At 41.0% G+C, this 12,879-nt stretch carries 9 protein-coding genes; 2 read left to right on the plus strand and 7 right to left on the minus strand.

All coding sequences use genetic code 11. The annotated features are described in order from the left end of the window. The first annotated feature begins 233 nt into the window (after positions 1–233). Positions 234–1,235 (plus strand): IS110 family transposase, encoded by a 1,002-nt coding sequence (locus VCM39_RS09840; protein ID WP_322934266.1) that lies wholly within the window; start codon positions 234–236, stop codon positions 1,233–1,235. 123 nt (positions 1,236–1,358) lie between these two features. Here the strand turns inward: VCM39_RS09840 and VCM39_RS09845 are convergent, their stop codons facing one another. The 3 genes from VCM39_RS09845 to VCM39_RS09855 are packed head-to-tail and all read right to left on the minus strand — an operon-like array spanning position 1,359 to position 4,589. Then, a complete protein-coding gene (locus VCM39_RS09845) occupies positions 1,359–1,742 on the minus strand; it encodes a GtrA family protein (RefSeq protein WP_122201721.1) in 384 nt (127 codons plus the stop codon). Next, positions 1,743–3,500 (minus strand): aspartate--tRNA ligase, encoded by a 1,758-nt coding sequence (gene aspS, locus VCM39_RS09850; protein WP_221651028.1) that lies wholly within the window; start codon positions 3,498–3,500, stop codon positions 1,743–1,745. Between the two features lie 60 nt (positions 3,501–3,560). Continuing rightward, positions 3,561–4,589 (minus strand): diacylglycerol/lipid kinase family protein, encoded by a 1,029-nt coding sequence (locus VCM39_RS09855; RefSeq protein WP_289293027.1) that lies wholly within the window; start codon positions 4,587–4,589, stop codon positions 3,561–3,563. 222 nt (positions 4,590–4,811) lie between these two features. On the opposite strand from VCM39_RS09855, the gene spt reads away from it, so the two are divergent. Then, positions 4,812–5,996, plus strand: coding sequence for a serine palmitoyltransferase (spt, locus tag VCM39_RS09860; protein WP_221651030.1), 1,185 nt, complete (start codon positions 4,812–4,814; stop codon positions 5,994–5,996). Between the two features lie 188 nt (positions 5,997–6,184). Here spt and VCM39_RS09865 read toward each other — a convergent pair whose 3' ends face one another. From VCM39_RS09865 to VCM39_RS09880, 4 genes are read right to left on the minus strand one after another with little or no spacing between them, the layout of a single operon-like run. Further along, positions 6,185–6,859: an ABC transporter ATP-binding protein gene (locus VCM39_RS09865; protein WP_322934076.1), complete on the minus strand. Its 675-nt coding sequence runs from the start codon at positions 6,857–6,859 to the stop codon at positions 6,185–6,187. 29 nt (positions 6,860–6,888) lie between these two features. After that, a complete protein-coding gene (locus tag VCM39_RS09870; RefSeq protein WP_322934075.1) occupies positions 6,889–9,246 on the minus strand; it encodes an ABC transporter permease in 2,358 nt (785 codons plus the stop codon). An 18-nt stretch (positions 9,247–9,264) separates the two neighbouring features. Continuing rightward, complete coding sequence (locus tag VCM39_RS09875; protein ID WP_322934074.1) at positions 9,265–11,598, minus strand: ABC transporter permease; 2,334 nt, start codon at positions 11,596–11,598, stop codon at positions 9,265–9,267. 17 nt (positions 11,599–11,615) lie between these two features. After that, the gene (locus VCM39_RS09880; protein ID WP_322934073.1) at positions 11,616–12,866 is read right to left on the minus strand and encodes an efflux RND transporter periplasmic adaptor subunit; all 1,251 of its coding nucleotides are present in this window, start codon (positions 12,864–12,866) and stop codon (positions 11,616–11,618) included. Positions 12,867–12,879 lie beyond the last annotated feature (13 nt).

Genomic DNA, 12,879 nt, shown 5'->3' on the forward strand with positions numbered 1-12,879 from the left:
CCTTTAGATTTGCATCATAATAAATAGAGGTTGAAATATTATCTTTGTAGTTAAAACAAGTTAACCAAGGGAAGCAGGTGACCTATTGCGTTATCTAGGCAGAAGTCCTATACGCAGAATTAGTCCTGCTTTCCTTTTCAGTTGAATCGTCCCAATTAGAATTTTAGGTCGTTAGCCTATTAAAGGATTTAGTGAGTTCAACCTATGGTTAACAATAATGGTGTAACAAAATTATGAAAAAGAATTGGTTTATCGGCATTGATGTATCCAAAAAAACATTGGATGTGGTTATTTATGACTCTGCAAAGAAACATGCGGACACTGAGAATTACAAACAGTTATCCAACAGCAAGGAAGGATATGATACCTTACTATCCTGGCTTAAAAAGAAAAAGGCAGCACTTGACCAGATCGTTGTCGGTCTGGAGCATACAGGCACTTACAGTTTTGATTTGCGGCTTTATTTGGAAAAACACCAGATCGATTACTGTACGTTTAACCCTTTGCATCTGAAACGTTCATTAGGTCTGGTTCGTGGCAAAAACGACAAGGTGGATGCCGAAGGGATTGCCTATTTCACCTATCTTCATCGGGAAGAACTTACCTATTCTAAACTTTCAGGAAGTACCGTACTTCGTTTGCAGGACTTGTCGGCTGAGAGGAAGCGCTTTGTCACACAGCAGGCTGAATATAAGGCCTTGTTGACTGACAACAAGGAACGTCCCAGAACAAGTACTCTGCTACGCGCTCAAAATATGGTGGATGTGTTGGAAGGAGAAATTAAAACTGTGGAAGAAGAAATGATTGCACTGGTCGGAAAAGATCCGGCTATTGCAAAAAATTATGAATTGCTGACCGGCATAAAGGGTATTGGAAGTGTCAATGCCATTTCCACCCTCATACACACAAATAACTTTGAAGCGTTTGAAACGGCAAGACAGTATGCCTGTTACTTGGGCATTGCCCCCTTTGAACATACTTCGGGAACCTCAGTCAAGGGGGCCACCAGAGTTTCCCATATAGGGGCAAAACTCTTGAAAGCGGACCTTTCGCAAGCTGCAAAGTCTGCAATTGTATGGGACAAGGAATTGAAAGAATATTATATTCGTAAGACAATGCAGGGAAAAGCTTTTGGAGTGGTATTGAATGCTGTGAAGTTTAAATTGATATGTAGAATGTTTGCAGTTGTCAAAAGAGGAACGCCGTTTGTGGAGTTGAATACATATAAAAGTTAAACAGGCTGCTACACTAGATAGCAACCCATTTAACTTATTTAACTGTTTTTTCTTGCACAAATATTTGTGCAGGTCTTAGAATTCTGCGTTTCAATAGTGTTCTCTCTCTGGTGAAATTGAATCTCACCGGAAAGTAAGTTTCCTGTTTGTTATAAAATTAACTGTGCCGTAGATAAATAGTCCGAGGAACTGTGCCAGATACTCGTTTACGTCTCCTGCTTCCACCAGTAAGATAAGGAATATGAATTGCGCACTGTAGGCTATTCCAAAAGCCATAGCAAAGAACAACACCTGTTGCCAGAGGTTGTTCTTTTTGTCTTCTGTGGGGAATACCCAGTACTTACACCATATAAAATTATGTATCTGGGCTACAATATACGCAGTAATATTTGCAGGAATGTAATCGTATGATAGCTCATTCATCATTAACCAGATGACAAATGCTGTAATCAATGCATTGAGCGTACCTATTACGGCAAATCGAAAGATGCGTACTGATTCTTTCACTTATTCCTTAATATCTACTATCAGATTCAGTTCATCAAGCTGAGACGGATCAAGTGCTGCCGGAGCATCCAACATTACGTCACGACCCGAATTGTTCTTTGGGAATGCAATGCAGTCACGAATTGAATCAAGCCCTGCGAAAAGTGATACCCACCGGTCAAGTCCGTAAGCCAATCCACCATGAGGAGGTGCACCGAATTTGAATGCGTTCATTAAGAAACCAAATTGTTCCTGCGCTTTTTCAGGAGTAAACCCTAAAATCTCGAACATCTTGGCTTGCAATTGTGAATCGTGGATACGAATAGAACCTCCACCTACTTCTACACCATTAACAACCATGTCATAAGCATCTGCACGAACTGCTGCCGGATCGCTATCTAATAAATGAATATCTTCATCTTTAGGATGAGTGAATGGATGATGCATTGCCATCAGGCGTCCTTCTTCTTCGCTCCACTCAAACATTGGAAAATCTACTACCCACAAGCAAGCGAATTTATTCTTATCACGTAAACCTAACTGCTTGCCCATTTCCAAACGGAGTTCGCAAAGCTGTTTACGAGTCTTCATAGCATCATCACCGGAGAGAATCAGAATTAAGTCTCCCGGTTTAGCACCGAAAGCTTCCTTCATTTGTTGCAATACTTCCTGGGTATAGAACTTATCGACACTTGATTTTACAGTTCCATCAGCTTCTATACGTGCGTATACCATACCTTTGGCACCTATTTGAGGTCTTTTCACATACTCTGTCAGTGCATCCAGTTGTTTACGGGTATAACTTGCAGCACCCTCTGCACATATGCCACCAATATATGTAGCACTGTCAAATACCGGGAAACCGTGTCCTTTCATGATATCCATCAGTTCGACGAATTTCATATCAAAACGTAAATCGGGTTTGTCACTACCGTAATATTTCATAGCATCACTCCATGGCATGCGTACGAATGGCTCTGTCAGTTCAACTCCGCGAAGTGTCTTAAACAAGTGCTTGGCCATACCTTCAAAAGTAGTGATGATATCCTCTTGCTCAACAAAACTCATTTCGCAGTCAATCTGAGTGAATTCCGGTTGACGGTCAGCACGAAGGTCTTCGTCACGGAAGCATTTTGCAATCTGGAAATAACGGTCGAAACCAGCTACCATCAACAATTGCTTCAGTGTTTGCGGAGATTGAGGCAAGGCATAGAATTGTCCCGGATTCATACGTGAAGGAACAACAAAGTCGCGTGCACCTTCAGGGGTAGAGCCAACCAAAACCGGAGTTTCCACTTCTATAAACCCTTGCTCATCCAAATACTTGCGTACTTCTATTGTCATCTTGTGACGAAGTTCCAGATTGGAACGGACATTACTACGACGAAGGTCCAGATAACGGTATTTCATGCGAATGTCGTCTCCTCCGTCTGTATTTTCTTCGATAGTGAAAGGAGGTGTGGTGGCAACGTTCAGAACGTTCAATTCTGACACGATGATTTCAATATCTCCTGTAGGAATATTTGAGTTCTTGCTAAAACGTTCGTTTACAGTACCGGTCACCTGGATTACGAATTCGCGTCCCAGTTTATTAGCCTGTTCGCACAGTTCTGCATTTACTTCTTCATTGAATACTAATTGAGTGATACCGTAACGGTCACGAAGGTCAATAAAAGTCATACCTCCCATTTTACGGCTACGCTGTACCCATCCTGACAGCGTGACTTGACTGTTTATATCGGAGATTCTCAGTTCTCCACACGTGTGCGTTCTAAACATATATTTTGTATTTTATAATATTCTTTACTTTTGTAGTAGTCTGCAAAAGTACACAAATTCTTAATCCTTTCGGATTAATTTCCGAATAATTTTCTGATTTTTGTGAGTAATATTGTCTACAATAGCTTCGTTAATCATTTTAATTCCATTAACGTATTCCTGGGCCTTCTGCAACACGTTAGCATTGTCTTTTACGATAGTTTCTTTGGGTACAATAACGCGTAGCCCTTTTTGTATAAGCTCAATGTTCACATTCTCATCGGCTTGCATCGGATCACCATCGAAGTGAACTACTCCCGGACTGGTACGGTGAATACGCAACTTTCTGCAGCGAAATGTTTTTATACGGCTATTCTGATCGATGGTTTTATTAAACAACTGAAAAGCAAGTGAAGGAACATCGAGTACGGTAAATGGTTCAAGAATAGTGACATCCAGCAGTCCATCAGTAAGGGTAGCTTGTGGGGTTATATATGCATTATTACCATATTGGGAAGCATTGCCGCAAGCAATGAGGAAAGCCTTATATTTATAAGTACCGTCTTCTGTTTCCAATTCATAAGTTTCCGGCTGATAGGTCAGACTCTCTTGCAGGGTTTTCTCCAGATAAGTCAGTAAGCCGCGTTTTCCGGCATTGGCAAATTTTAAACTGACAAAGGCATCAAAACCTACTCCGCAAGTACAGAAGAAGTCAGCGCCGTTTATCTTGCCGTAATCGATAATGTCGGTTACTCCTTCATTGATTATTTCCAATGCTTTTTTAGGTTCCATTGGGATATGCAGATGTCTTGCAAGTCCATTACCGGAACCACAAGGTATAATGCCCAATGCTGTCTCTGTATGCACCAGTGAACGTCCTATCTCATTGATAGTTCCGTCTCCACCGATAGCTACTACAACATCTGCTTTCTCTGCTGCTGCCTGAGCGGCAATCTCTATTGCATGACCGGCCCTTTTGGTATACACCACATCCCACGTATATCTCTCTTTATTTATCTTTTCATCTAATAAATTGAGAACAAGTTCTTTACCTTGCGTGCCTGAAATCGGATTGACAATGAATATAATTTTCTTCATGCTTTCGTTCATGCTAATTTTAATCGATTGTGGTCGACAAAAGTAATATAAATTTCTTAATTTTAAATCTTCCGGCTTCTCAAAAGCAGAAAGAGTATATTTTTTCTATTAAAAAGAACAGGCAAACGCAAATTTTGTTATCTTTGCCCCCTGTTTTTAAACAGTTATTAAGGATAAAAGGATTTGGACTGTTGTCTATCAGTAACCAATAAAGCGAATAATAAATAACAATTCATGGGATTATTACAAGAGAAGTTAGCTAAGTACGACCTGCCGCAGCAATATATGGCAATGGGCGTATACCCTTATTTTCGTGAGATAGAAGGGAAACAAGGTACAGAAGTAAATATGGGTGGACATAATGTTTTAATGTTCGGCTCAAACGCATATACAGGTCTTACCGGAGATGAAAGAGTTATTGCAGCAGGCATCGAAGCTATGAAAAAATATGGTTCCGGTTGTGCCGGTTCCCGCTTCTTGAATGGTACACTCGACTTGCATGTGAAGTTGGAAAAAGAATTGGCTGCTTTTGTTGGTAAGGAAGATGCACTCTGTTTTTCTACGGGATTTACTGTAAATTCGGGGGTAATATCTTGCTTAACAGATCGTAACGATTATATTATTTGTGATGATCGGGACCACGCTTCTATCGTAGACGGTCGTCGTTTATCATTCTCTCAGAATCTGAAATACAAGCACAATGATATGGCTGATCTTGAGAAACAGCTTCAGAAGTGTAATCCGGATTCTGTGAAACTGATTGTTGTAGACGGTGTGTTTTCTATGGAAGGTGACTTAGCCAATTTGCCCGAAATAGTTCGTTTGAAACATAAGTATAATGCTACTATTATGGTAGACGAAGCTCATGGTTTAGGTGTATTCGGAAAACAGGGACGCGGTGTTTGTGACCACTTTGGTTTGACAGACGAAATAGACCTGATTATGGGAACATTCAGTAAATCATTAGCTTCTATCGGAGGATTTATTGCTGCAGATGAATCAATCATTAACTGGTTGCGTCACAATGCACGTACGTATATCTTTAGTGCATCTAATACTCCTGCTGCTACGGCTTCTGCTCTGGAAGCTCTTCATATTATTCAGAACGAACCGGAAAGACTGGAAGCATTGTGGGAAGCTACAAACTATGCATTGAAGCGTTTCCGCGAGGCTGGTTTTGAAATCGGTGCTACTGAGTCTCCTATTATACCTCTTTATGTACGTGATACAGAAAAGACTTTCATGGTGACTAAACTGGCATTTGACGAAGGAGTATTTATCAACCCGGTTATACCTCCGGCATGTGCTCCGCAAGATACATTAGTGCGTGTTGCGTTGATGGCTACACATACTAAAGAACAGATTGATTCTGCTGTTGATAAATTAGTAAAATGCTTTAAAGAATTAGAGATTATCTAAGCATTCTCTATAAGATATAAAAAACGGTTGTACTCTTGGTTTGGGTACAACCGTTTTTTGTATAGCAAGAGTACGTATTTAAGTCTCCGTTAAATACCTATTTAACAGAGACTTAATATGCATAGTTTGTATGTATAAAGTACGTATTTTTTAATGCATTGAAATACAGATGTATACAGGTGTAATTCCTATATGCTGATTTCTGTTACTACCTGCCCGTCAAATAGATTAATTACTCTTCCGGCGTATCCTGCGTCATGTTGTGAATGGGTTACCATGATAATAGTAGTACCTTCTTTATTTAACTCACTCAGAAGCCCCATTACTTCTTTACCGTTTCTGGAGTCCAGGTTACCGGTTGGTTCGTCGGCAAGAATCAGTTTAGGATTGGCTACTACTGCACGGGCAATAGCAACACGCTGCTGTTGGCCTCCGGAAAGTTGTTGTGGGAAGTGTTTGCTACGGTGAGTAATAGCCATGCGTTCCATTGCTGTTCCTACACGTTTTTTGCGTTCAGAAGCCGGAATACCCATATAGAGTAATGGTAGCTCTATATTTTCGTAGACATTTAGTTCGTCAATCAGATTGAAACTCTGGAAAACGAAACCGATAATTCCCTTACGGAGGTTGGTACGCTGAGACTCGGTGTAGTTGGATACCTCTTTTCCAAGGAGGTAATACTCTCCTCCCGTCGGGTTGTCAAGCAATCCTAAAATGTTCAGCAAGGTGGATTTACCGCAACCGGATGGTCCCATAATGGCCACAAATTCTCCTTCCTTCACTTCTACATTCACATTGTTCAGTGCCCATGTTTCTACTTCTTCGGTCTTGAAGATCTTTTGTAAGTTTACGGTCTTGATCATGATGGTGAGTTTTTATTGATTTCTAAAAGTTATTCTTGCTTCATTGTTACCGTTGGATTCACTTTGACAGCCAGATAACAGTGCAGGCTGATGACAATCATGGATATTCCTACTACGATGAATAGAGGAAGCAGGAAAATCCATAATGACCATCCGGCACTATAGGCAAACTGCTCTTTCCAGGTCTTCATTAACCAATAAGCGGCAGGAATGGCCAGTATATAGCTAATACCTATTTGCAGAAAGAAGGGTTTGCTAAACAGCCAGATCACCTGGCGGAAGGTTGCACCATGTATCTTTCGGATACTAATTTCCCGGATGCGTTGCCGTACTGTATGCCAGAAGATACCGAACAAGCCGAATGAAACAAGCAATAATCCTATCAATGAGTAGTTCATAAGTATTTGCGAAAGTGTAAGGACTTCTTTGTTACGTTCCATAAAGACCTGATGCATATCCTGATAATCAAAGACCTTTCCCCCATTGATTTTTTCCCATCCTTGCCGGATGGCCGGTAGTGTCTCTTTTCTGTTTTCCGGCTTGATCTTTAATTGCAGATAAGAAGCACGAGCCAATTGTTTATCCGGTACAAAGTATATGATCGCCGGAACGATCTTATCTTTCAGTGAGTTTGTGGGGAAATCTTTCACGATCCCTCCGATAATGTATAGCGAATCGGCATACGAATCAAATTCTGTAAGAGTGTGACCTATGGGAGATACGCCGGGGGGAATCATGTGTTTTACATAACTCTCATTCACAACTGCGGAATAGGTATATTGTTTCTTTGAGTTCTTAGGAGGAATACCAGCCAGTTGCTCAATATCCATCGTTTCTATAAAATCGGTATCGGTATATAGTGCGAGCAGATAAGACTTCATTTCAGATCCATCGTCTTGCTTAATTGGTAGCTGGCGTATCCAGGAGTTCAGAACCGATCCTTCTGAGAGCGTCATAGATTCAATTCCCTTTACACTCCGCTGTAGCTCCTGTTGCAATGGCTTTGCCGGATGCTTGTGCGGCATCTTTATTTCAATCTTGTTTTCGTAACAATAAGCCTGATTTTTTAGTATGTTTATCTGGGCATTGGCTGTAAGTGTGGCAAATAATAATCCGATAGAAATAACCAGTTGCAGACACATGAGCCAGGCGATAAGAATACTTTTACTTTTCCCCATGTACCTGCTTTTATATTCGTTCAGCGATATGCGAGATAGCTTATGACTTATATATGCTCCGGGCACAATGGCGATGATGAGTATAAACAGTAGTAACCAGGGTAATACTTGTGTGCTGAAAAAGAAACCTATATGAAGGTGTGCATCCAATAGACCATTAAAATAAGGTAAGATGTCACTGATGAACAATAAGGATAGTATAAATGCAAAGAATACCGTCAAGAAGATATCTCCGAATAACTGCTTTCGGATGCCGGTAAGTGTATTACCCATCAGTTTCTCAATATGTATCATTTTCAGTTGTTGCAGTGTCCGGCTGAGGTTCATATTGGTATAATTGAAACAAGCCATGGCAAATATCAGAAAGGCAGACAGGAGACAGATGTAGAGAAGCTGTACGTTGCTTTGCCGGATGTATGACAATGACTCCTGGCTTGTCTTGCCTGAAGTAGAGAAATAGATTTCAGAGAAGGGCTTGAGGTAATAACGGCCTTCTCCCGGAAGAAGAGTGGGGATAGATTCGTTATTGATTTTATCTGCTAAACTCTGTGGGCTACTTCCTTCTGTTAGTTTTAATAATGTGAATCCACCCCAGAAAGTACTTTCTGTACCTGTGATTAAGTCAAAGCGTAAGAGTGACTGCGGACGTGCTTTAATGACGGCTTTCACTACATATGTTTTATTACCATTGTCTGACATGGATACATCTATATGTTTATCAATCGGATCTGTATCGCCAAACATCTTTTGAGCAAACTCTTCGCTGACGGCTACCTGATCGGGGTGTATCAATACTTCTTTCAAGTTCCCTGTACGAGTCTGGTAATCAAAAAAACAGAGGAGAGATGCGTCGGCACAAATGAATGTGACATCGTGGAATACCTCTGTGTTGTATTTACAGTATTGAGCTGACATTGTGTTGATACGGACGTACTCTTCTATTTCTGCAAATTTATCTTTGAGCAAGGCCGGGATAGTTCCTACTGCATAGCTAACTTTTGCCCCTTCCTGCATGGGAGCATCCTGCTGCAAGCATACAATTTGTTCTTTATCAGGAAGATTGCTTTCTATGTTGTATTCGTAAATAAAGAAAGTGAGCAGCAGATTGGTGCATGCCAAACCGATTGAAAGGCTGAGCAGAGAGATGAAGAAAAAGATTTTATTCCGCCACCAACTACGGGTTATGAGTTTTAGAGTAAAGAGTTCCATATTTGTTGTTCTTTTTGTTTATTCGCTTTTAATTACTTCTGCCGGATTCAGTTTCATGATCCGGTATATTTTGTACCCGATTGTGATAAGTATTACCATTGAGATGCATACCAATGAGCAAGCTCCTATCTGGTAGAAGTTTATAGAAAAATCTTTCAGGTCATTGCCCATGATTGTATGAAAGATATAATAAACCAATGGGAATGCTACGCCGAATCCTATTGCAAGCAAGAGTATGTATAGTTTGCCGAACAAGAGGGTTATTGTACGCGGTGTTGCTCCGTTTATCTTGCGTATTGCTATTTCTTTTTGCCGTCCCTCGGTGTCTAAAGAGATAGCGGAATAGATACTCAGTACAGCAATGAGCAGGCTGATGACGGACAGGAATATGGCTATATCACATGCCATATCTATTGGACCGGTTTCTGCAGTATTGCGTGACTGGTACATGGTTGTGATATTCAATGGGATAGTCTCCGGTGCATAGCACCGGCATATCTTTTCTATCTCTTTTTTTACTTCTTTTTGAGTGCCGGGCACTACTCGCAAACAAATGTTACCACCCAGTGTGGTGGGTATATATACTGAAAATTCCATATATTTCGGATTCAGCTTTTCGTAGGGAGCTGCCTTGTATACACCTGCTATCCGATATGTTTTGGAGTGTATGGTTATGGTGCTTTGTGCGGAGTCCTTTTGCATGATTCTGTCGAGGTTTTCGCTGATATACACTATGTCTTCTTCATCCTCCTTCGGCATTTCTCCTTTCAATAGAGGAATGTTGAAGAAAGATAAGTAATTGGAGTCTGCTCCTGTAACTTTTCCATATAACTTTACCTGATTTCTGGTTTCATAATTCATGTAGCTATTATAGCTGATGATTACTGTTTCCAGTACGTTAGGCAGACTTTTTAGTTGCTGATGGATTTCCTTTGCATGAGGCAGCAATGTGATGCCGGATAGCTCTAATTGCAACCTCTTTTTATATTCAGTGGATGAAACGGGAGTATACATAGCACTACGCATGCTATTGGTGAGTTGTAATATGCCAAATGTCATTCCAGTGAAAAAAAAGCAAATAATAAGCTGTACCCCCATCATGAGATTCCGAAATACGTGTTTACCTTGCTTCCTACCTGAAATGCTTTGCCGGATGCTGATGTATCGTGTTTTGATAACGGATATTGCAGCAATAATCATACATAGCAACAATACGAATATAAAGATTCCCAATTCCATTAGGTTCAGTTGTTGAACATCAATGTATATATACTTCTGATAAGACAGAGGCAGGTAATGATACAGATAGGGAATGATTGATTCGGAGAATGCCAGCGTCAAAAGGAAAGAAAGTAGAAGTATCAACAGGACTTCACATGACAGCATTCGGAACAGTTCCGAATAGGAAGAACCCAGACATTTACGAAGCCCTAACTCCCGTATCCGATTGTAGAAAGACTGAATGGTGAACTTCAGAAAGTTGATCAGCCCGGCCGTTAGTATCAGCGAAGCGATGAGAAGGAGGGATAGCATGGCAACGAACTTTCCTTTGTCTATTTCATATCGTTTATACAGAGGTATGGTTTTAAAATGAAGGGTATCGTCTTGCTGAAATACAATTCTGTTTTCTAATGCTTTATCAACCTGGTTGAAGGTTTGATTCTTATTAATCAATACCTTAGCTTCTAATGACAGCCAATCGGGAGCATCCAGATAAGAGAAAAAGAGATTACTATTGCTATCATAATCATTCTGTATGTACCCAAAATCTGGTATCACATCTTTTATGGTGTAATAGACTGTTTCTGTATTTTCTGTAGGATATTTGGCAAAGGTTAGTTTGTTTCCTATCGGATTCTTTTTGCCAAAGAGCTGCCTGGCATAAGATTCACTCAGGATTACTTCACCTTTGTTCAGTGTAGGAAGATGATGAGTATATATGGAGTGTACGCCAAGATAAATAAAATATTCACTATTGACAAACGTATACCGGGACTGGTAAATATTCTCTTTACCTTCTTCATTTATGACGATTACTTCCCTCTCATTATATCCATATTGGCTTAGTGCCAATAGATCGATACCCGATAAAGGTTGTTGTTCAAGTTGGGCTATGGTTGCCTTTTTTAAACTAGAATGGTTTCCGGTAGTAGTGTTTATAACTTTCAGCGATGCCATCTGATGATAGTGCGGCAACTCGCTATACGGATTACGCATATATTGATTTACATAATAATATACGATACTGAAACATAATATGCCGATAGACAGGCAGAAAATGGTTATAATGTTCTGTGTCTTATGTTTCAGTGAGTTGCGGAAGGCAATCTTTATATAATGTCGTATCATCATTGTGTTTGTTCTCCTTCTTATTTTAATATTAGTTCTTCTACCTCCCCAAAGGTATCATATCCTGTTGTAATTACCCAATCTCCGGGCTGCAAACCGTCTGTAATTTCATATTGCAGCGGATTTTGCCGGCCGATAGAGACCGGAACGCGGGTTGCTCTGGTTTTTGAGGCATTTAGTTTGTAGATCCATTGCCCGCCGGTGGATTGATAGAAATTACCTCTCGACAGGACGATGGCCTGCTCCGGTTGCCCCAGTTCTATTTGCACGCGGAAGCTTTTGCCTACACGTACGTTGTCTGGCATATCGGTAGTAAAAACGAGATCGACATCGAACATGCGGTCTTTTACTTCGGGCACTACTTTGGTTATCTTGAGAGGGTATTTCTTTCCTTGATAATTGATCGTGGCGGGGAGGCCGGTGGTGATGCGGTCGATGTAATACTCACTGAGCGAGGTATGCACTTTATATGGATCGAGCACTTTGATCTCGGCTATACTTTCGCCGGAGCTTACTTGTTGCCCCGGAGTGACTTTGACGAAACTCAGTTGCCCGCTTATCGGAGCCTTCACTATCAGGTTGTCCAGCCGTTCTCGGGTACGGATATACTTTTTCTGTTCTCTCTCTCTGTCATTGCGGATAAGGTCTTTGCGAATGACGGTTACGGTAGAGTCATGTCGGAGCCCTTCGCGTTGAAGCCGGGCATACTTCACTTTATAGTTGTATTCGTCTTCGGCTACTTCGAGCTGTGCTTTGCTTTTGATACCCATATTGAATTCTTCCTTATCGAGATCGTAACTCTTTTTCAGGCGGGCCAGTTCGTAGTTGGTCTGTAGCGTCTGTTGTTGGAGGTTCAGGCTCTTTTGTTCCATCTCTATTTCCTTTTCTTGATAAGTAATGAGTTGCTTCTCCCAGTCATCATGCTGGTCTTCGATGCTGCGCAGAAGGTCGGGATTGGAGAGTATCAGTATGGTGTCACCTTTTTGGAGCAGGCTTCCCTCCTCTCCTGCGATGCGTTCTACACTTCCTGCCTCACGGGTATTGATTTTGATGGTGAGGATGGGCTGGATGAGTCCTTCCACATCTACATATTCCATAAACTTACCTTCGAGTACTTCTGCCATTTGAATGTTTTCCGGGTCGATGCGAAGTCTGCGGGGACCGGCGGAAAGGATAATGACGTATACAAGGAAAGCTATAAAAGTACTCCCTCCGGCTATGTGGTATTTATAGCGGATGTACCAGGGTCTTTTTTTGAGTTGGATGTCCATGAATATATTTACG

The organism is Bacteroides mucinivorans, assembly GCF_034654355.2.
GTDB classification, from domain to species: Bacteria; Bacteroidota; Bacteroidia; order Bacteroidales; family Bacteroidaceae; genus Bacteroides; species Bacteroides nordii.

Excerpts from the sequence above, each read along its gene's own strand:
- VCM39_RS09840 (WP_322934266.1), top strand. The coding sequence starts at position 234 with ATGAAAAAGAATTGGTTTATCGGCATTGATGTATCCAAAAAAACATTG.
- aspS (WP_221651028.1), bottom strand. The coding sequence starts at position 3,500 with ATGTTTAGAACGCACACGTGTGGAGAACTGAGAATCTCCGATATAAAC.
- VCM39_RS09855 (WP_289293027.1), bottom strand. The coding sequence starts at position 4,589 with ATGAACGAAAGCATGAAGAAAATTATATTCATTGTCAATCCGATTTCA.
- spt (WP_221651030.1), top strand. The coding sequence starts at position 4,812 with ATGGGATTATTACAAGAGAAGTTAGCTAAGTACGACCTGCCGCAGCAA.
- VCM39_RS09865 (WP_322934076.1), bottom strand. The coding sequence starts at position 6,859 with ATGATCAAGACCGTAAACTTACAAAAGATCTTCAAGACCGAAGAAGTA.
- VCM39_RS09870 (WP_322934075.1), bottom strand. The coding sequence starts at position 9,246 with ATGGAACTCTTTACTCTAAAACTCATAACCCGTAGTTGGTGGCGGAAT.
- VCM39_RS09875 (WP_322934074.1), bottom strand. The coding sequence starts at position 11,598 with ATGATGATACGACATTATATAAAGATTGCCTTCCGCAACTCACTGAAA.
- VCM39_RS09880 (WP_322934073.1), bottom strand. The coding sequence starts at position 12,866 with ATGGACATCCAACTCAAAAAAAGACCCTGGTACATCCGCTATAAATAC.